We start from the raw sequence: 18,881 nt of genomic DNA on the forward strand, positions 1-18,881 counted from the left end.
CTTGTAAGGTATTGCCAGTGGCATCTTTAACTTCAAAACGTACCAGCTCGGCATAGGGATATAGAGCTTCTTCTTTTTTACAGGAGTAGCTCAAAAGCAGTAGCAAGCCCATGAGTAAGGCGGCAAGACTACGCATTTTTACAGGTCGAAGGCTTGGGTTAATTCTTGATATTTTCATGCTAATTTAAATCTTATATATAATCCTTTGACTAGTCTACTTAACCGTTAAGCTCCAATATTGATCCTGCTCCGGATAGCCTTCAAACGCCACCGTAGGGTAATATCTGCCGGCAGGAATATCTTTAGGAATGCGTATCGTAGCTTCTGTGGCGCTATAGTTTTCTATCGGACAGCTTACTTTCTTGCCGCCCACCATCAAGGTAAAGGCATTAAAACCACGGAAAATATTGCCATTGCTTTTAATAACGAGTGCTTCGCCCGCATTTAGCGTTTGGCTTCTGTAGGCTACATCAGGACGTTTGTAGGCCACTTTTATAGGGTATTTTGTTTCCGCACTAGCGCCTCTTACTTTGATCTTAATGGTATACGATCCGGGGATAGTGGTTGGCGGTATGCGTAGATCCCCAAAGGAGTAATCTTTCTGCTTGGTGACGCTGTTGTAGATAACGCGGATAAAGGCCGTGCTAAATTCGCTACTCGCGATTAAGGCTGTTTCTTTTCCTTGTGTATCGACCAAGAAAGCTTGAATTTTTTCAATATCACTGGTGTTGAACACGCCTAGGAGTTGCACATTGTAATCGCCCACGCCATAGGTGGCTACGGTGTTTTCCGAAGATAGCTCTTGAATCTTTAAAGGAGTTCCAGGTTGCTGAACAACAATTTTAAGGCGGTAGGTATTGGTTGTTTTATCGGCTCCACGTACCGTGTAGGTTACGGTGCTGTCGAGTACCGAAATTGGCACAATAGGATCCACCAAAGTAGCGCCCTTTTCTACTGTTATTTTAGGCTCTATAATTTCTAGTTCATTATAGTAGGGAAGGTATAAGGTTATTGTGCGTTGCTCTTGGTCGATAGCGCCTATAATATCGCCGTCATTAAGCGGTAGGGTATAGGCTAATATTTTACTGTTGGGTAGTGCTGGTAAGTCTTCTGTTTTTGTACAGGCGATCAGGCTGCAACAGCAGACAAGCAGTAAGATGCTTTTTATTTTGTTGTACATCATGTTTTTGGTGGTTGTGTGGCTTTTAATTTTAGGACTGTTTTAGTACGAAGGCAATAGCTTATTTAATTTCAAACTTTTTGCTGCCCGCTGGAACAATCACATATTCGAAGGTGAAAAACATATGTGGTGTATTTAAAAACCACTGATCAGGGCTGTACGCATCTTTATAACAGCTAATCATCTTGATTTTTGCATAATCGCCATTCGCCAATTTGACGATGATGGTGCGCGCAGGAATAATTACATCCTTAACTGTTTTAATAGGCTTACTCAACGTGTAGGCTACGTGACGTTTTTCATAGCGACCATCACTCATTAGCGTACCGCTGAAATCATAAGCATACCAACCTGTACCTTCGCCGAAATCCCCTAGAATGTCGGTGCCAAATTTCCCATCCTTCGTGAAAAACTTACTGTCGTCTGGAATATCAACAACTTCCTCAAAAGGCTTCTCTACAATGGCAACGCTACCTTTACCTAAACCTAAATACCCTCTATTGTTTACATCAGCGCCATTGTTGCCCCCAATAAAACTATTGTACATCCCCGAAAAAGAAATATCCCAATAGGCCGATTTGCTATAGCTTAAAGGCTGCTCTTTTTTGTAAGTAAGGCTGAAAATAGCTGCGGTTTTTCGTACGGTAGGGTTTTTATCATCCGTCTCTGCCGATAGGTTCTCCACGCGCTGTAGCTTGTAGTAGTCTATCGTGGGCGTAGTGGGCGCTGTAGGCGTAGCCTCATCAGGCGTGGTGTCTGCATCATTTTTGCTACAGCCTACTGCCAAAGTACAGAATAGGAGTAAGGCGGTCATGTACTGTGTCCCCAAATTAATCAATGTTGTTTTTCTCATTTTGCGATGCTATCTAAGCGCTTGTTTGTGTGCAGAGCTCATTCTTAAATTCCTTCTCCTAAGGGTAATAGAAACGTCTCTTATTTTTATTAATAATAATTCTAAATAACGAGCGCAAAGGTTTGAATTGTTTTTGATTTTTTAGGTATTAAAAACGGTTTTTTTTGTCTGCGGAATGATTTATTTAGAATCGATATAGATAAGTGTCGGCGCTTAGAAATAGGCCTTTTCTCTTCGTAGCGTGTGGGCTATTGTATAATTTGTTGATTTGTAATGGATTGCTTGGTTTGGGACGAGCCTGCTTGCTGCCTAAGGTGCTATCCCTAAAAATACGGGTTAGCAGTGATGCGAATAGCTTTCATTGCGTTTCCACCTCTATAAGATGTGTCGGCTTTAGGCTGATTACTCTGGTTTAAGGAAAAAGCGTTGTGTTTCGGCGATGGTAATGGTGAGCTTACGGTCTTCACATACGATATCTACGACTTGGCCGCTACGGAAACCAATGTCGCTAAGCCACTTGCCCTGCAAGCGTATATCAGGGTGAAACTCATTAAACCGTTTATGTATCGCGCGGCCTCGACATAATGTCATTTGTCGTAGAGCTTTACGCTTGCTCCGACGTGCTCCACCGCCTCCTTGTTTTCTTCCTTCTGATTGTGCTTTCATAGTTTTAGCCTCCTTTTATACAAAGTAAGGTTGCTTAGTCACTGTATGCTACATTTTGGGTAGGTAAGTTACAGGGATAATGCTGTTACTTACGGTAAAAAAATAGTAATTTGCAGCTTACAAAAACGATATCTTTACGAGATGGCACATACAATATCTCCTAATCCTAAAATACATCAAGGACGCAACATTAAGCGCTTCCGTGAAATGCTGGGTATCAAACAGGATGCGCTAGCTTACGATCTTGGCGAAGACTGGAACCAACAGAAAATATCACTCCTCGAACAAAAAGAGGCCATAGAGTCCAACTTACTGGAGCAGGTAGCTGCCGCACTGAAAATACCTGTAGAAGCTATTCAAAACTTTGATGAGGAACAAGCTGTGAATATTATTGCAAATACCATTACGAATCACGACAATGCTACTGGTTTAATTGTCAATAGAAATCCAATATTTCATCCCGTTGAAAGTATCTTAAAGCTTCACGAGGAGAAAATTGCGCTCTACGAGCGGATGTTGAAGGAAAAGGATGAAATGATGACCCGCTTAGAAAAATTGATAGAGAAGGGGTAATTCCGGTTTACGTATAGAAAATATTTTAATAAGCCATTGCGAAAGTAATGGCTTATTTTGTTTGGATATACTTGATAGTTAGGAGGGTGTCGACTTGGTTAATAGGGGGTTATTGTATTTGTCTTGCGCTATTAAAAGCGAACCATGATGCTAAGTCTTTATCTATAGGTTGTTTCGTTTATTTTGTTTGTTTCGTTTATTTTGTTTATTTTTGTTAAAATGAATAGCATATGGAAATCTTAGATCAAATTAAGCGGCCAACAAAAAATGAGCAGAAAGTTGCTATTGACTCTTACACTGCCTTATCTAATGTTTTACCTCAGTTAAGTAAGGAATGCACAGAGATAGAAATAGAAGAAACCCATGCTAAAATTAAAATCCCACTGAAAGCATTAAAGCTTCTTAATGATGTTTTAAAAGCGATGAGTGAGGGTAAGCCTATCTCCATATTGCCTATTGCAACTGAGGTAACAACACAAAAAGCTGCCGAGATTCTTGGATGTTCGCGTCCTCATATAATTAAGCTCATTGAAGCGGGAGAAATTCCATTTACTAAAGTGGGGAAGCATCGACGTATCTTGTTTGAAGATGTATTAAAATATAAAGAGCAAATGAAGGAGCAACAAAGGCAGCATATTATCGATATAATGAATTTTGATGAAGAATTAGGTTTGTATGATACATAGCGTACGCTTTAAAGCGGTATTAGATACGAATGTTATATTTCCGGTTGTTATTCGGGACTTATTATTTTGGTTCGCCCATTATGATCTATATACTCCCAAATGGAGTAACACTATATTTGAGGAATGGAAAGATGTAATGATTCGTAAAGGAGTCGATGAACAGGTGGCAGAAAAAAGAGTTGACATCGCAAACAAAGCATTTCCAGACGCTTTAGTAGAGAGTTACGAGGGATTAATTGATAGTTTAGACCTTCCTGATCCGAAGGACAGGCATGTTCTAGCTGCCGCAATAAAAACGAATGCTGATATTATTGTTACCAATAATTTAAAAGACTTTCCATCTGAGTATTTAGATTCATTTGGGATGAAGGCTATTAGTGCTGACGATTTTTTAACAGATATTATTGACCTAAATCATGAAGCAGCAATTGAAGCATTTAAAGAATTAGTTCTTAATAAAAAGAACCCCGAAATGGATGAATATCAAGTTCTAGAGAGTCTTCGTTTAAATGGGTTAAAAGAAACAGCTGATTATCTACACGCTCTTTTATAGTAAAGAGTTAAAACCTCCAATAACGCTTAAAAACTGATAATGTGCGATTTTTGTCACTGAACAGTTCTACAGAAGAATACCATTAAATCCTATTAAACATTGTAGAAATCTGAATTAAACAGCTCCGCTTTAATTATATTTTCAAATTTTGAAGGGCTTACTTTTGTTAGGACAACCGAATCACAACCATTAAAAATGGAAAAGCGTTGTATTAATTTTACAAAAGGTTTTATCCATACCTCGACGGCAATATCTTCCTGTTCTATATGTAAATGGATGATTTCAAATTTCTTACTATTTCGGTGTGCTTTACAGTCAATTCGGCCAATAAAAGTGTTTCCAAATAATAGGGGTAGGCAGAAATAGCCAAATTGTCTTTTCTCTTTGGGCAAATAACATTCAAGGCGAAAATCAAAATTGAAAAGTTGCTTAATACGGTCACGATGGATAATGGAATTATCAAAAGGTGATAAAATGTGAATATTGTCTAAAGGTTCGTTGAAGTCCGTTTCCAGCAGCTGATGTTGCACAAACATAGAAGTCCCATGAATGTCTAGCTGTTGGATTTCTCCTTCAGCAACCATAGCTCGTAAAACGTCCAGCACATTTTCTTTCAGCAAATTTCCTGTTCTAAGGTGCATAATCTGCTTTACGCTGGTAACACCATAGGCACGTAGATGGGTTCTTACTAGATATTGGGCTTCTTCTGTAGGCGTGGGCATCGTTACATCAATGTGCGCGGGTAGAACGCGCTCACTGATGTCATATATTTTCTGCATACCCTTTCTTCCGGAGATCATTAAGTCGCCTTGTAAAAAAAGTCTTTCGAGTGCTACTTTCATCGGTTTCCAATTCCACCAACCTTTCGTTAACTCCTTCTTGTTTTCAAAATCCTTCACCTTTTTTGGTCCATCCATGCGTATGGTATCCAACACATAGCGCATGATTTTGGGGTCGGGGTTGTAGTAATGCGCTTCATTTTGCTTAATACGTAGCATTTGAGGCAGCGCATAGCGAAAATCCTGCATAGGAAGATAGGAAGCTGCATGAAACCAATATTCAAAGATTTCTCGTTCTTCGATTAATGCATCAAGGTAGTGTGGTTGATAGTCTGGAATGCGTGTCCATAGCGAATGATGATGTGCACGTTCAACAATCGATAGGGTATCAATTTGCACATAGCCCAGATGCTCCACGGCTTTTAGGACTCCATTTTTTCCTGTTCCAAAGGGAGCATGTTGTGTTAGTCCTTGGCAGTGTAAGGCTAGTCTTTGTACCTGTTCCAATGCTGCATGCTTTTTCATAGTCTTTTTTTACTAAGCAATCCCTAAATATAAAACTATTCTGCTATTGAAATATAGGTTTCTACCTCCGCATTGTTTCCGTCATGGTATTTTTTACCATGAATGGTGAAGTCAGCTTTGTAAGCTCTATTCAAATTTTTGTCGCCCCATATTTCCAGCCAGGTATTAAAAACGGCTTCAGGCATCTTTCCTTTCGACACAAATTTTTTATAGGTAGAAGTTTCAATCGTTTTGCCGACAAAGCCAGTCGGGATGTGGTCTAATGACTTGACAGGGTAGCCAATAATCAGCGTATAGGGACCGTTAAAATCGGATTCATAATCCGTGTATACCGCATAGATATCGTCGCTAAGCGTATTTTTTATTTTCTTCTGAATTTCTCCACCCCAGAACTTGGTCCATAAAGCTTCTATAGCTGTGGCGGATTGTCCATTTTCATTCGTTGTTCTTGTTGAAATACCGATAACGTAAAACTTGTCAATAGTCGTGTTGTTCATTGTTGTTGGTTGTTTTTGTGCTTGTGCAGTGAAAGATAATAGGCTGGATGCGCACAGCATGAAAGCCTGTTTTTTAAAATTTATCATCTTTATGTTTTGTTTCACTGCAAAAGTAAAGCAGAGGTGTGACAACGCTATGGCAAGGGTGGTTCACACTTTTTTCGAGTCATTTCAAAATACTCTTCAAAGGTGATTTTATGCGGTTCAAATGTTTCATTTAGTACCGTGAGTTTTTGAATACGGTCTAAGCGAAAGGCACGATAATCATTCCGCAATCGGCAAAGTCCGATGAGCAACCAATTCTCGTGAAAGGTGTATATCGCAAACGGTTCGATGGTACGTTCGGTTGTCTGATTGGTATCTGGCGAATAGTATCTGATCTGGACCAGATTGAAATTTGTTAAGGCTAATTGAAGAGTCGATAAGTTATTACTTGTGCGATCGTTTGTACTATTTTGTCCCGATACAACACGGTTCGAAAGTAAATTTGCTTTATCTTTTGTATTGTTGCGTAGTACGGATTTTATCTTAGAAATAGCTTCGCTATAGTCTCTAACAAAGGAGGCGTCTTTATTCTTTAACACCAATTGTTCTGCTGTAATCAACGCATTGGCTTCACTTTCGGAAAACATCACAGGCGGAATTCTGTAGCCATCCATCAACGTGTATCCTTTTCCTTCTTCAGTGAGGATGGGAACACCGGCCTGCTCTAAGGCTTTGATATCTCTATAGATCGTTCTTTTGCTAATAGAAAACTTTTCAGCCAATTCATTGGCTGTGATTAGTCGTTTCGCTTGTAGCTGTATAAGGATGGCCGTAAGGCGTGAAAGTCTTTTTATTTCTATTTCATCCATTTTTTTGTCGGATTTAAAGCGTTGATTTCCCCTGTTTTCATAGCTCTTGCCTTTGTGCATTCAAAAATAAGAGATCGTATATAGGTTGTATTCCTCGTTTTAAAAAAATACAAAATTTCATCGGTATTACCCTATTATGTAAACCTATAGTAGACTAGTTTCTAAATGGCTAGATGTTAGTTTATTGGATGATTCTCTTGTTTTTAAGAATAACGGTAGTAATGGCTATAAGAATACCAAGACCAACTAAGAAAAGGCCTCCATTTTTCTGGAAATCATCGCTTATAAAATACGATACACCATTAGAATCAATATATTTAGAGAAACGGTTGATTTGCAATTTATAGGTATCATTCGTTTCGTAATAATAGACTTCAATTTGGTTGCCGATACGTAAGTCATCTAAATCTCGATCGCTAGGGAAGCTGTTCGGTTTGTAGACCTCAAACATGTAAGGATAGTTGTCTATCTTAATGTACCGGTAATCGCCAGGGTCATTCGCTGGATAGTTTAGATATTCCTTAGCATAATAGGTCAGGGTACCTTCGGATTTTGTGTATTCAGACTTTTCTTTACTGTTGTATTGCCAATGCAAAATGCCAATTGCTATACTAAATATGGATACTGCAATTAATTGGAAAAAATAATTTGGCATAAATGCGTGATGAATATAGGTATTGAAGCCATCGTGACTAATATAGTATAGCGGACAAGATATCTTGTCCGCTATACTATATTATGAATGACGTTACGTATTAAAACTTTTCGCTTTTCGTGAATTTTGGTACATATATCAAATAATCATTTCCCTTTATAATCCGTAACAACTGTTGGCTTTCAATCGTTAATTTACCTGCAGCAATGGATTTTTGTAGTGGTCTTAAATCAAAACAATACCAATCGTCACTCTGAACGACCTTTAGGAATGATACATACATTTTTGTGCTTTCTACGTCTTCTGTTTCGCCTTGTCCGTCAATCATGATATGTAGCGAATTTCTGAAATTACCATCTTCGACATTGAATACGAGATTACCAATATCAAATATTTTCAATAAGCTTTCGCCTTTTGGCGTGTGTCCTGCACCAAATTTGAATAGATTCTTTTTGTTTTCCCAGTTTGGTAATTCCTTCAACAGAATGCTCTTCAAGAGCTGTATGCGTAGGTGGTGGTTTCTTTCGAGATAGATGCCGCGGCTTAGCTTCAATGCCTCTAGCTGCGTTCTTTCAGGCGCACTAATGGATAGCGCAAGTAGGGCGTTTGTTTTTTCAAGACAATCATCCGTGAAGATATAGAAGGTTTTGTCTTTCAGCATCAACTCGTCCGCCTTTTGCAGCATCTGCGTATAAATTTCTTTCGCTTGCTTATTCTTTGTGACTTTCAGTAATTCGGAAATAATAAGTCTGTCCGAAAATACACTTATCTGTTCAGCGCCAAAGGTATTAATGCCTTTATGGACAAGTTTTTCGTATACCTCAAAATCAGCACCACGGGATAAGAAAGAGAAGTTAGATTTATATTTCTCCAGAAAATCACGCATCTGATTTGGTGCTAATGATTTTATTTTCGCCTCAATAATTTTATTGGTGTAGGGGTCAATTTCGTGAAAGTAATTGTCAAACTTTACCGAATCAATTACCGCAGCGGTGAAAAAGGGTACTTCATTGGTGAAGTGTGTTTCGCCAATTAAAACAGAATTGGCATTCCGCATTTCTTTCACGAGGAGGTCCCAGCCTTTGCCCGTAAAGCTTTTGGTTGTGCTTACAGGTTGAAGCTGTGTGTAGTTGTTTTGGATTAGGCTATCGATTAAGCTGCTTTGCGCAAAGCTAATGTTCGATACACAGAATAATAAGGCTAGGAGTTTGATCTTTTTCATTATAAGTTTTTAATAAAAGCAGTATACGTCATTATAAATCCTAGCTTGTAACAAGCACAGCGAAAGGCTAAAATTATAGCTGCTGGTTTATTAGGCTAATTTCTATCACCGGAATGCGACCGGAATAAAGTAGGCTGATGGACAAAATTAGGTATAATTATCTTTTTTCTATTTATGGGATTACGTTTTTTTTAGGACTATGTGCAGCTCGAAGTCTGCAATGGGAGTGACCATGGTAGGAGTAGGCTCGTTGTTGTTTGATAATTTCTGTTTTTCAAAATTATAGGACGAACGAGCTATCCACATGGAATATCAAACACCATAAAACTAGGGGTTAGTCTTGTTTAGTATACGTTAATAGCCTACTTTTAGGCATTGAAAATCCAATGTCAATTTGTAAGAACTAACCAGCAATGAAGAAAAGAAGGGTCGTAATTATTTTTGTCGTAATCCTACTGTTTACGGTATTTCAAGAGTTAAGCTTGAGGAAATACTTATTTAAGCACAACTTCTTTATCGCGGGATGTATACCCAATTTTACCGCCGTTTTACTCCTTAGTTTTGCCATTATGCTTATCAAGTGGCCCCTCAGGTTGTTAGAGTCGATTAGTGTCGTAGTAGCTATTGTAATAGGTCTGACGCTGTACGAGCTGGCACAAATATGGATGCCAGGGCGTGTTTTTGATGTGATGGATATCATCGCTTCCATTGTAGGGGGAGCGGTAGCAATAGGTATATTGCTACTGATGGATAAGTCGGAAAAGCGTTAATTCATGCGGATGCATAATGGGTTCGTTTAGTAACATCAATCTTTACGTGCTTGGTTTTTCCACAAAAGACCAGAAATCAAAACGATAGCGTAGGCAAACATCAACCAAGCGCCGAAAGTTTTGCTGTAGTACTCAGGCATATTGGGGAATACCTTTTCAAAAAACTGTATGCACAGGCTGTCCAGCACCATGCCGGGCAAAACCATTATAGCGGCTGATTTTACACTTTCTAGATTGCTGAGCTTAAATTTATTAAATACTGCCGCTGACATGAACCCTAAGGCTGGTATAGGTACGATATACAAAGCAATTAGCACGACTGTATTGTCGACGATAAAGAAATACTGACCTGCTAGCCTAAACAATATTGTCGCGGATAGCCACACCAAACAGCCAACAATTAAACTAAATAGAAGGTATTTCTCTTTATGTGTTTTCATGCTTAATGAATCAATGGTTTGTAAGATTTTAAGTGTAAGTAGCGCGGTTGTCATGGTTTAACAACCCAAATTTCAATTTTAAGCTCTTGTATCCAAAGCTACTTATCATAATGGATCAAAAAAACACCTTTTTAGGTGTTTTTTTGATTTCGGAAGGACTAGCTTATGCCTGCAATTCTAGATCCGTAGTGCGCATCCTTGTATGCGATACTAATGCTTGAGCAGAGCTTTTGCTAGGTTTATATGCGAGCCCGCTGGGGTTGTGCTTGCCTTTTGCCTATTTGCTATAGTTATATTACCCCTCCGGGGTAATCGTTTTAATGAAGGTGATTATAAGAATCAACCACGTATCGTCCTCGTTTGCAACGAGGATGCTAGAGAATAGCGTTTGTAACGCTAAAATTTGTATTAAGCCCTTATCCAGCAGCAACCCCTCCAAATTGTCCTCCTGATGCTTCGACAGGCTCAGCATGACATGTCGGAGCATCGTTTAGAAAGAAATAATCTGCACAGTTACATTGTGAGAGCGATTTTTTTCCCAAAGGTATCGTCCTCGTTTGCAACGAGGATGCTTGAGGATAGCGTTTGTAACGCTAAAATTTGCATTAAGCCTTTATAAGTCAGCAACCCCTCCAAATTATCTTCCTGATGCTTCGACAGGCTCAGCATGACAAGTCGAAGGATAATCTTAGAAAGAAATAATCTACACAGTTCCATTGTGAGAGCGATTTTTTCCCCAAAGGTATCGTCCTCGTTTGAAACGAGGATGCTTGAGGATAGCGTTTGTAACGCTAAAATTTGCATTAAGCCCTTATCCAGCAGCAACCCCTCCAAATTGTCCTCCTGATGCTTCGACAGGCTCAGCATGACATGTCTGAGCATCGTTTAGAAAGAAATAATCTACACAGTTCCATTGTGAGAGCGATTTTTTCCCCAAAGGTATCGTCCTCGTTTGCAACGAGGATGCTAGAGAATAGCGTTTGTAACGCTAAAATTTGTATTAAGCCCTTATCCAGCAGCACTCCCACCAAATTATCTTCCTGATGCTTCGACAGGCTCAGCATGACATGTCGAAGGATAATCTTAGAAAGAAATAATCGCCAGCGTTCCATCATGAGCATGAGGTTTTACCCAAACAGGATACTTACCTCAGCTTATCTCTATTGGTTCAGTACCATTGAAATACCAGAATACTGATGTTCGTATCTGTTCAGCATCGTTGATGCTTTGTGATTATTCTGTTTCTGTTTTTGCGCTGTGGATGTAGGCATAAAGTCCTAACGTAAATACCGCATAAAATATAAGATTGGTAGCTCCCGGATAATTTAAGATAACGCTTAAACCAAAGGCAAGTATTATGAACGTAGATACTGAAAGGAATAAGGATAAATCCAGTAAGCGGGTGGATTTGCTCCACAGAAATTCCTTTTTGACTAGACTTAAAATCAATAGAACAGGGACAGCCATCTCGAGTAGCCCAATAGAAAAGATAAAGGGCTCGATACCTCCTGGCATTTTCGATAAGAACGAATTACTGAACAGTTTGCTGTATCCTCCCATAACTTCTGCTGAATTGACTATTTTTTGCCATCCCGGGAAGCCCATTGTGTAGAATAGCATAAAGTAGATCGGTAAAATCTTGATTTTCGAGAATATGTCCGAATTGAAGCGGTCTCTTTGCTCTATAAACCACAAACACAGATATAAAAGCACTACGTAATAGTAAAGGTTTGCAGCAGCTCCATGGTTGGATAGTAAGCGGACCATAAATCCATAAAGGGCTACGGATAAAATGCTTGACAAAATTCCCCATTTAAAGAATGTTGCTTTTTTGTTGATGAAAAACTCTCTTTTCACCAAAGCGATTACTAGCAGGGCAGTAGCTGTAAGCTGAAGGATTGCTGTTAGGTACATAAGAGGCGTATAATAAGCTGGATAGCTTTCAATAGCTTCACGGTTGTAATAGTTTAGAAATGTAAGGTGGGTAGCATCTCCTCCTGTGAGCATACTCCAGCCATTGATAAACATCGTAAAAACCAATCCAACAGCAATCGGAATTATTATTAACGGTTTTATATTTAAATTTTTCATGCTTTCCATTTTTAATTGTCTAACAAAATAAGGTAAAGCTTTTCATAATGAAGATGTTAAAAAGCGTATTAAAATGGTAGAAATGCGAATACGTATAAATAAAGTTTAAATAGGATGGATGTGTATCCTGATCTTATGGTTTATATTACGATTTGAAAAATAGGGTAGGCTCTAAAAATAAAGCCGTTTATCGCATTAATTTCTAGTAAAAATGTATATTTAAGTTTTAAGAAATTAATTTCCAATTGATTTTCACTCGGTTTTATAGCTGTATTTTCTTAAAGTCTACTATGTGGTTATATTGCTGAAAATGAGGCTATGTTTAGCGATATCTCCTTATTAAACGTTTCCATAAAAGATGATTATCCAGCTGCTGGTATTTCCGTTTTGACTACTTTATTTATATGTTATTAAAATTTGAAAATTGTAAGTGCGTAGGGTGTCGTACTGATCTGACAAAGCAAATATGCCTAAGGATTAGTTTTAATTGGAAAACTATTGAATGCCCGAGGTGTAAAAGGACAAATGCTATTACAGTACCTGCTGTTGCTTATAATTCCTTTTTCCATGGCCTTCCTGTTGGAGCATTATGCGGCTATGTATGGTATGTGGATAGCTTTAGTATTACGATTAAGGCTTTAGCTTTATTTATTTCTTTTTTACTCTTCACGACCATTTATATCATTGTTCTAGTGAAAAAAATAAAACTTTCTTAAAATAAGAGCCAAGTCTATCCAATCAGCTGAAAAGGGATTTGAAATTGAGGATTAGACTGCCCAGTCCCCATTGCGGTGATGTAATGTTACCTAAAGTTTAAACTTGTGGGGCTGCGATTATAAAATGTTATGAAGCTTAACGTACTGCAACAGCATTATTGTTTTTGCGTCTTTTATTTCGCCGCTATCTACCATGTACAAAGCTTGTTGAATCGACATTTCTAAAACTTCAATATTTTCTTGTTCCTGTTCAACTCCGCCACCTTCGCTAACTTTCATGGATTTGGAATATTCGGCTACAAAAAAGTATAAGATCTCTGTTACCGAACCAGGAGACATGTAAGCCTCAAATATTTTTTTAACATCGGTAATGCGATAACCGGTTTCTTCTTCCGTCTCCCTTTTGATACAGTCTTCAGGACTGTCTTTATCTAATAAACCAGCACATGCTTCTATAAGCATCCCCGTTTCATTGCCATTTACAAAGGTTGGTAAACGGAATTGTCTCGTAAGAACTACTGTATTTTGTTGTTTATTATAAAGCAAAATTACAGCTCCATTACCTCTGTCATAAGCTTCTCTGCTTTGTGTTTCTATGGTTCCATCCTTTTTGTGGTATTCATAGGTTATTTTTCTTAACGTGTACCAATTGTCGGAAAGTACTTCTGTGTTTAAGATTTTTACTTTTTCGCTCATGTTAATCTCATTTTTAAATTTCAGGTAGCCTTGTTTTTTACGAGATAGCCGAGTTAAAAGCTTTGTAAAAAAATTATACCTGCATTTCGTTAAATTATTCCTTAATATAACTAAAAAAAATCTACTAACTAAGGTTATTAATGGAGTATGTACAGCTATCCAAAAACGAAGCTGAAAAATAGCGTAGGCTTATAGTTTGAAAATAGGTAGGTCTATTGCGGCAATGCCATTTTCAGCATGTGTTTTTTATATTCTTTGATTATCAGTCTTTTTACTTCGTGGTTACTGTCGAATTTCAATTTAGTAGATCCACAAATTCCACAACTCCACACCATATATTTAAATGGCTTCTTAAATTGATATTTACTTTTTGTAATCGGAATATTCAGTTTAAAGCAATTTTCGCAGTAACTTTTTTTTCGTTCTTCAATTGGAATTTTTAAGTTTTCCATATCAAGAAAAATTTTAAACTCTTCTAGAATAAATTCTTCTGCATTTTCAAGAGTTAATTCTGAATTAAATAAAACCGAATTGTTATATCTCAAACTATCTAAATCTTCATCAATTTTAAAGAATGAAATATATTTTTGATCATATTCACTTGCTGAAACTACTTTCCGCATTTTCTCAAAAGCATAATCAAGGTCTATCACATTTTCAACCGCCTTTTTTGCAATTGTTATTGCATATTGCTCAATAAGTTTATCTTCATTTTTTTCAACTTCTATATTTAATTCTTCTAATGATTCGAAGAAATACTTTTCTCGTTCTTCTGTTGAGGTAAAATCGAGTCCTGCTAAAACATATAGCTTTTCACTTTCATAACCTAACAGCATAACTTCAACGGCCCAACTAACAAGCTTTTTACTATCAAATACTGTTATTAATCTTTCTGCTAAAATGTTTAAAGTTAATTCCTGTACTGTCATTTGGGTGAAAATTAGGTCAAATGAGCCTGTATTGGTTACTGTTGTACAAAATCGATGCATAGACTTAAAACAGTAGCATAAGCCATTATCTAAATTTATGAAAAAATGGAGTATATAAAGCTGTTGCGATAAAAAAAGGAGAAACTTTCAATTTCTCTCTTAACCAACCATTTCGCCAATACGGTGTTGGCGGCTGCCGTTCTATGTTTCGTCCTCATATTCAATTTTGTTTCTTGTCCATTGTCCGTCTATAAAACCTCTTTCAGCCTCCTCTCCATAATCAAGGTCAAAAACTTCGTTTAATGTTTCATCACGTTTAACAAGTTCTTCTAAAGCAACAATTCTTATGTCTTCTGGTAACTGATCTCCCGTTAAAAATTGCCAATCTCCGTCATTGTCATGAATCACTCTTAGTATCGGTTTTTGTTCTTCAAGCCATTGTCTAGTTGTGAAAGTTGTTAAGTTTTTGGGTTCATTAAATTTGAAATTTGCATTTCTATCAAGCAATGGTTGTTTGTATAAAAATTCTTCTTCAAAATTTTCTTCCCAAGGAAATTTATCATTTCGGTCTGTCCAAATTAGTTGCAAAGCATTAAATTTTTCACTTTCGTAATAATTTATTCCTGCACCGAAGTAATTGGATATATTTCTTTCATCAACTTTTAAGAATGTTGCTTGACTATTTCCAAATATGTTCGTATATATTTTTCCGTTTTCAATAATTTCTCCATTCTCAACAATTTTTGCAATGTCATTGATAATTTCGTGTGCTAAATTATTGGGAAGTCCAAAACAAATAATTTCAGGATGATTAAATGTTTTTGTTAAGCCGATACTATATGCAAAAGAAGATGAATACTTAGTAGAAGTAACCATAATAACCTGAAGTCCAAATTTTTCAATATTTAATTTGGTTTGTTCAAGTAAGTCATCTTTGTTTATACACTTACATTTATTTTCTTCACTCATTTTTTAATTTTTGGCAGTAGCTTTATACGGTTGTCGCTAAAGATTCGGGGCTTTGCGTTCGGGCGGGTTTCGGAGCATATACATTAAATTTCGTACAACAGTAGCATAAGCCCTTTTCTATTTGCTAAATTACAAAAAGGAAATAAAAATGGCTTATGCCAATATGTTGGTACAAGGATATTCTTTTATCTAGTCTGTTCATTTGTCCATACTTTTATTATCGACTCTCTGTATCCTTCGTCTTTTTCGCGGATTTCAATTTCTCGTTTGTCGGTATTGATATTTAGGTAAATTTCTGAATATAAATTTTCGTCATCTTCTGCAAAAAACAGTTTCAGTTTGTAATGGTCATTCTTATCAAGGTTAACAGGTTTTTCATTTAGCGAAAACACTGTTGCTGAAATTGTCTCTTTTGTAAAATTCTTATTTGTCGGTTTTTTGTATAAATCGGCTAGCGCTTTTACTAATTCGTCACTATCCGGTCCAATTGATTTAAGTTGAACTGCGTTTGCCACAAAAACGACTTCGCCGTCTAGTTCTCCATTAACGATGCCTGCGCCAATTTTTGAACTTACTTCAATTTGCAGTCCGACCGTTTTGTTTTTGTAAAGTCCTTTCGCAATGTAAATGTGTGATGAATCCGTTTTTGTGTCTTCTGTAATTTTTAGAAAAATGTCAGTCCAACCTTCTTTCGGGTCAATTCGTGAAGTAATTTCTTCCAATTTAATATTGTCAGCGTTGTTTTTATGTACATTGCTGTCGTTGTTTCTACAGCCGTATAAGACTAAAAAAAGCCCTACAAGGATTATTACGGTTAATTGCTTTATCATATTGTTGTCTCGTTAAGGTGCTGTGTTAAAGTTGTGGGTAATAAGTGGGATAGTGAAAAATATATGAAATATTGCGTTAATCCACGATTATAGACGTAATTGTTTTGTTTAGTTAACAAAGAATTCCATTTAGGAATAACCAAAACGAAAGTAAATCAAACCAAATAATAAAAATTACGGGAAACCGTACCTGTATATTAAACTTGTTGTTTTATCTAATTCAGTTTGGAAGAATACCGGCCTTCCTATTTTCCAAACTAAAACAGGCAAGAAGAAAACACCTCCCTCTACTCAATAATCACATTAACACCTGCCATATTCGCCTTATACTTGATCTTCTCCATCAGGCCATAATAGCTCCAGTTACGCAATAAAAACGCATCATCCTTCGCTATTTCTTCTTTATTACTTTGATTAACAAGTAGGAGGGTGCCTGCACCAAATTTCACACATAGGTCAATTAATCGGCGGCTATACATATGCAAGCGACTATCCACATAGCGGCGTTGTTTTTCATGGAAATGATCTAAGTTTTTGAGCTTCTTCTTACGACCATGACCTCCGATATTGAATACTGCAGCTTTTTGTGCGCGACACCTCGCAGCCTGAATAGCCATACGACGATACAAGAACTCTTCTTTATCACCAATCTGAAAATGGTCTTTGTCGATGGTTACAGTAATCGGATGTTCTACAGATAGCGAAGCTTCGGCAATAATATGTTCTTTAAGCGCATGCACCTGCTTAGGAAGCTTTAGTGCTAGTAACAAGAATAATTTGCCTTTAACAAGCTGGATAGCGCTTGCGCAAACCTTAATTTGGCCCACAAGCGCACGCTGTAGAAGTACTTTTTTATCAGATTTATCTTTTCCGAGGTAGGTGCGAAATGGAATCTTGAAAAGCGTAAATTTAAAATTTTGTCCTTTCTCATCATTGCGGAGCTTTAAAAACTGGCCGCCAAAAGGAATTGGCATATCCTTCTTATAATTCCGTAGAGATTTTTCTCCTTTCCAATAGGCTATACGGTCCGTACTGTATAGCCGATTAAGGGTCATATTCATGGTAGAAATGATTCCGGAAGGCAGTTTACCTTTAAAATACAAGGATAGAATCCGATAAGTAGTGTTGATTTTCGAAGATGTGAAAATACCATCAGGATCTTTTTTATAGTCTGCCAATTTCAATTTAATATCGTCTCGTAAGTAGATAAGGTCTTTAATTTGTTCTTGGATAAAGTTATGAGTCATCACCATATTAGCGCCGCGATAGACCATATCTTGCCACTCGAATAACTGCTTGAAATATGCTGATCGTTGTTCTTTATCATCACAATCTAAATAGATTTGAACTTTACGTGTTAGAATGATTGTATCATTTTCCATAGTTTTACTTTTTTAGTTCGTTTTCTTTACTGCTTTTATTTTGGTATGCGCCTCGATAAAAAGCTTTTTCACCATGATACTGTCCAGTTGAAGAGATTCAGAGATTTGCGCAAACGAGAGGTGTAATTCATAACGCATATGAAAAATTTGCGCTTGTTTCTCATCAAGCACGCCATCAAGAATAGGCTTTGCTGACCTGCTAACAAGTTCCATTTTTTGAGAACTATGGAATATGGCGTGTAGTGTGGCAATTGCTTTTTCAACCTGTAGGCCAACTTCATAGTCCGATATCCCACCTAAATAATAAGCGATACGTTCGTAGTTGAAGCTATACTTCAAGCACAGCTTGATAAATAATTGCTGTTGCAAGGTCAGGTTTGGTAAAAGGTTATTGATTTGATTCAGTCGTATTTCCTTTTCTTCTTCCAACTGTTCAAGATATAAAAGGTCTATTTCTACCTCTTCCTCCATTTCATAGCCTAGTAGAAAATCCTGATAATCTTCAATAGCATCCAATCGCAATAACCTTCGGTTAAACTTATTTTGACTTTTACTATAGAATATATGTATGGCAGATTTTACCTGGGTTTTTAGAAATGACAAGATTCCCTCTACATCTTTAACCTGCCCTCGGAATAACCATAAGCGCAATAAGGCTTCCTGTACAATGCTTTCAGTTGCACATTCATCTTTGGTGGCATGGAGTGTTCTAAAAAAAAGATAGCCATAAAATCGATTATAAAAGAAATCTAATCCCCGTTCATTTCCTTGCTGAAGCAAAGTAAGATACCTTGTGTTTTCTTGCTGTTTTGAAATCTTATGCATAATCAGTAATTAAGGTTAATAGCTAAGATTGGTCTTAGCGGGCTTAACGATTTTTTTGGGAAGAAGATGAAATATTGGTTTATCTATGTGCTGAGGGAAGTAGGGATGAAGCAATATTGATTGAAAATATATCCGTTGTAGAAAGGTATATGTTAAGATTAGTTGATTATAATTAGTTCTTTATTACGTA

21 protein-coding genes are annotated in these 18,881 nt (G+C 37.2%); 4 read left to right on the top strand and 17 right to left on the bottom strand.

The window, feature by feature from the left end; translation table 11 throughout:
* Positions 1–214: 214 nt before the first annotated feature.
* From WH223_RS15255 to WH223_RS15265, 3 genes are all read right to left on the bottom strand, one after another.
* Positions 215–1,183 carry a hypothetical protein gene (locus WH223_RS15255; protein ID WP_340048620.1) on the bottom strand — a complete coding sequence of 323 codons (969 nt, stop codon included), beginning with the start codon at positions 1,181–1,183 and terminating at the stop codon, positions 215–217.
* A 58-nt stretch (positions 1,184–1,241) separates the two neighbouring features.
* Complete coding sequence (locus WH223_RS15260) at positions 1,242–2,033, bottom strand: HmuY family protein (protein ID WP_340048621.1); 792 nt, start codon at positions 2,031–2,033, stop codon at positions 1,242–1,244.
* A gap of 402 nt (positions 2,034–2,435) precedes the next feature.
* The gene (locus tag WH223_RS15265) at positions 2,436–2,699 is read right to left on the bottom strand and encodes a SymE family type I addiction module toxin (RefSeq protein ID WP_340048622.1); all 264 of its coding nucleotides are present in this window, start codon (positions 2,697–2,699) and stop codon (positions 2,436–2,438) included.
* Positions 2,700–2,840: 141 nt separating this feature from the next.
* Here WH223_RS15265 and WH223_RS15270 point away from each other — a divergent pair, with 141 nt between their 5' ends.
* The 3 genes from WH223_RS15270 to WH223_RS15280 all read left to right on the top strand — a co-directional run bounded on the left by WH223_RS15270 (position 2,841) and on the right by WH223_RS15280 (position 4,511).
* Positions 2,841–3,272 carry a helix-turn-helix transcriptional regulator gene (locus WH223_RS15270; RefSeq protein WP_340048623.1) on the top strand — a complete coding sequence of 144 codons (432 nt, stop codon included), beginning with the start codon at positions 2,841–2,843 and terminating at the stop codon, positions 3,270–3,272.
* 230 nt (positions 3,273–3,502) lie between these two features.
* A complete protein-coding gene (locus WH223_RS15275; protein WP_340048624.1) occupies positions 3,503–3,958 on the top strand; it encodes a helix-turn-helix domain-containing protein in 456 nt (151 codons plus the stop codon).
* The gene (locus WH223_RS15280) at positions 3,948–4,511 is read left to right on the top strand and encodes a PIN domain-containing protein (protein WP_340048625.1); all 564 of its coding nucleotides are present in this window, start codon (positions 3,948–3,950) and stop codon (positions 4,509–4,511) included. The genes WH223_RS15275 and WH223_RS15280 overlap by 11 nt, the downstream gene beginning before the upstream one ends.
* Before the next feature lie 92 nt (positions 4,512–4,603).
* Here the strand turns inward: WH223_RS15280 and WH223_RS15285 are convergent, their stop codons facing one another.
* The 5 genes from WH223_RS15285 to WH223_RS15305 form a co-directional block, all read right to left on the bottom strand.
* Entirely contained in the window at positions 4,604–5,815 is a 1,212-nt protein-coding gene (locus WH223_RS15285) for a winged helix-turn-helix domain-containing protein (protein WP_340048626.1), read from the bottom strand.
* Between the two features lie 35 nt (positions 5,816–5,850).
* A complete protein-coding gene (locus WH223_RS15290) occupies positions 5,851–6,399 on the bottom strand; it encodes a GyrI-like domain-containing protein (protein WP_340048627.1) in 549 nt (182 codons plus the stop codon).
* 47 nt (positions 6,400–6,446) lie between these two features.
* Positions 6,447–7,166, bottom strand: coding sequence for a helix-turn-helix transcriptional regulator (locus WH223_RS15295; protein WP_340048628.1), 720 nt, complete (start codon positions 7,164–7,166; stop codon positions 6,447–6,449).
* Between the two features lie 181 nt (positions 7,167–7,347).
* On the bottom strand, positions 7,348–7,821 hold the full coding sequence (locus WH223_RS15300; RefSeq protein ID WP_340048629.1) for a hypothetical protein: 474 nt from the start codon (positions 7,819–7,821) through the stop codon (positions 7,348–7,350).
* Positions 7,822–7,921: 100 nt separating this feature from the next.
* Positions 7,922–9,043, bottom strand: coding sequence for a hypothetical protein (locus WH223_RS15305; RefSeq protein WP_340048630.1), 1,122 nt, complete (start codon positions 9,041–9,043; stop codon positions 7,922–7,924).
* A gap of 413 nt (positions 9,044–9,456) precedes the next feature.
* Between WH223_RS15305 and WH223_RS15310 the strand changes: the two genes are divergently transcribed.
* Entirely contained in the window at positions 9,457–9,813 is a 357-nt protein-coding gene (locus WH223_RS15310; protein WP_340048631.1) for a hypothetical protein, read from the top strand.
* Positions 9,814–9,848: 35 nt separating this feature from the next.
* Here WH223_RS15310 and WH223_RS15315 read toward each other — a convergent pair whose 3' ends face one another.
* The 9 genes from WH223_RS15315 to WH223_RS15355 form a co-directional block, all read right to left on the bottom strand.
* Positions 9,849–10,253, bottom strand: a complete 405-nt coding sequence (locus tag WH223_RS15315) for a DUF5367 domain-containing protein (protein ID WP_340048632.1) — start codon at positions 10,251–10,253, stop codon at positions 9,849–9,851.
* A 513-nt stretch (positions 10,254–10,766) separates the two neighbouring features.
* A complete protein-coding gene (locus WH223_RS15320) occupies positions 10,767–11,135 on the bottom strand; it encodes a hypothetical protein (RefSeq protein ID WP_340048633.1) in 369 nt (122 codons plus the stop codon).
* 351 nt (positions 11,136–11,486) lie between these two features.
* The gene (locus tag WH223_RS15325; protein ID WP_340048634.1) at positions 11,487–12,344 is read right to left on the bottom strand and encodes a hypothetical protein; all 858 of its coding nucleotides are present in this window, start codon (positions 12,342–12,344) and stop codon (positions 11,487–11,489) included.
* Positions 12,345–13,177: 833 nt separating this feature from the next.
* Complete coding sequence (gene nudK, locus WH223_RS15330; protein ID WP_340048635.1) at positions 13,178–13,756, bottom strand: GDP-mannose pyrophosphatase NudK; 579 nt, start codon at positions 13,754–13,756, stop codon at positions 13,178–13,180.
* Positions 13,757–13,968: 212 nt separating this feature from the next.
* A complete protein-coding gene (locus tag WH223_RS15335; protein WP_340048636.1) occupies positions 13,969–14,685 on the bottom strand; it encodes a hypothetical protein in 717 nt (238 codons plus the stop codon).
* Between the two features lie 201 nt (positions 14,686–14,886).
* Positions 14,887–15,654, bottom strand: coding sequence for a DUF4262 domain-containing protein (locus tag WH223_RS15340; RefSeq protein ID WP_340048637.1), 768 nt, complete (start codon positions 15,652–15,654; stop codon positions 14,887–14,889).
* A 185-nt stretch (positions 15,655–15,839) separates the two neighbouring features.
* Positions 15,840–16,484, bottom strand: coding sequence for a hypothetical protein (locus WH223_RS15345; RefSeq protein WP_340048638.1), 645 nt, complete (start codon positions 16,482–16,484; stop codon positions 15,840–15,842).
* Positions 16,485–16,771: 287 nt separating this feature from the next.
* Positions 16,772–17,866, bottom strand: a complete 1,095-nt coding sequence (locus WH223_RS15350; protein WP_340048639.1) for a hypothetical protein — start codon at positions 17,864–17,866, stop codon at positions 16,772–16,774.
* Positions 17,867–17,878: 12 nt separating this feature from the next.
* The gene (locus tag WH223_RS15355) at positions 17,879–18,691 is read right to left on the bottom strand and encodes an RNA polymerase sigma factor (RefSeq protein ID WP_340048640.1); all 813 of its coding nucleotides are present in this window, start codon (positions 18,689–18,691) and stop codon (positions 17,879–17,881) included.
* Between the last annotated feature and the right edge of the window lie 190 nt (positions 18,692–18,881).

The organism is Sphingobacterium sp. MYb382, from assembly GCF_037572665.1.
Taxonomy (GTDB): Bacteria; Bacteroidota; Bacteroidia; order Sphingobacteriales; family Sphingobacteriaceae; genus Sphingobacterium.

Coding starts and splice junctions, on each gene's coding strand:
- WH223_RS15255 (WP_340048620.1), bottom strand. CDS start 1,183: ATGATGTACAACAAAATAAAAAGCATCTTACTGCTTGTCTGCTGTTGC.
- WH223_RS15260 (WP_340048621.1), bottom strand. CDS start 2,033: ATGAGAAAAACAACATTGATTAATTTGGGGACACAGTACATGACCGCC.
- WH223_RS15265 (WP_340048622.1), bottom strand. CDS start 2,699: ATGAAAGCACAATCAGAAGGAAGAAAACAAGGAGGCGGTGGAGCACGT.
- WH223_RS15270 (WP_340048623.1), top strand. CDS start 2,841: ATGGCACATACAATATCTCCTAATCCTAAAATACATCAAGGACGCAAC.
- WH223_RS15275 (WP_340048624.1), top strand. CDS start 3,503: ATGGAAATCTTAGATCAAATTAAGCGGCCAACAAAAAATGAGCAGAAA.
- WH223_RS15280 (WP_340048625.1), top strand. CDS start 3,948: ATGATACATAGCGTACGCTTTAAAGCGGTATTAGATACGAATGTTATA.
- WH223_RS15285 (WP_340048626.1), bottom strand. CDS start 5,815: ATGAAAAAGCATGCAGCATTGGAACAGGTACAAAGACTAGCCTTACAC.
- WH223_RS15290 (WP_340048627.1), bottom strand. CDS start 6,399: ATGATAAATTTTAAAAAACAGGCTTTCATGCTGTGCGCATCCAGCCTA.
- WH223_RS15295 (WP_340048628.1), bottom strand. CDS start 7,166: ATGGATGAAATAGAAATAAAAAGACTTTCACGCCTTACGGCCATCCTT.
- WH223_RS15300 (WP_340048629.1), bottom strand. CDS start 7,821: ATGCCAAATTATTTTTTCCAATTAATTGCAGTATCCATATTTAGTATA.
- WH223_RS15305 (WP_340048630.1), bottom strand. CDS start 9,043: ATGAAAAAGATCAAACTCCTAGCCTTATTATTCTGTGTATCGAACATT.
- WH223_RS15310 (WP_340048631.1), top strand. CDS start 9,457: ATGAAGAAAAGAAGGGTCGTAATTATTTTTGTCGTAATCCTACTGTTT.
- WH223_RS15315 (WP_340048632.1), bottom strand. CDS start 10,253: ATGAAAACACATAAAGAGAAATACCTTCTATTTAGTTTAATTGTTGGC.
- WH223_RS15320 (WP_340048633.1), bottom strand. CDS start 11,135: ATGCTCAGACATGTCATGCTGAGCCTGTCGAAGCATCAGGAGGACAAT.
- WH223_RS15325 (WP_340048634.1), bottom strand. CDS start 12,344: ATGAAAAATTTAAATATAAAACCGTTAATAATAATTCCGATTGCTGTT.
- nudK (WP_340048635.1), bottom strand. CDS start 13,756: ATGAGCGAAAAAGTAAAAATCTTAAACACAGAAGTACTTTCCGACAAT.
- WH223_RS15335 (WP_340048636.1), bottom strand. CDS start 14,685: ATGACAGTACAGGAATTAACTTTAAACATTTTAGCAGAAAGATTAATA.
- WH223_RS15340 (WP_340048637.1), bottom strand. CDS start 15,654: ATGAGTGAAGAAAATAAATGTAAGTGTATAAACAAAGATGACTTACTT.
- WH223_RS15345 (WP_340048638.1), bottom strand. CDS start 16,484: ATGATAAAGCAATTAACCGTAATAATCCTTGTAGGGCTTTTTTTAGTC.
- WH223_RS15350 (WP_340048639.1), bottom strand. CDS start 17,866: ATGGAAAATGATACAATCATTCTAACACGTAAAGTTCAAATCTATTTA.
- WH223_RS15355 (WP_340048640.1), bottom strand. CDS start 18,691: ATGCATAAGATTTCAAAACAGCAAGAAAACACAAGGTATCTTACTTTG.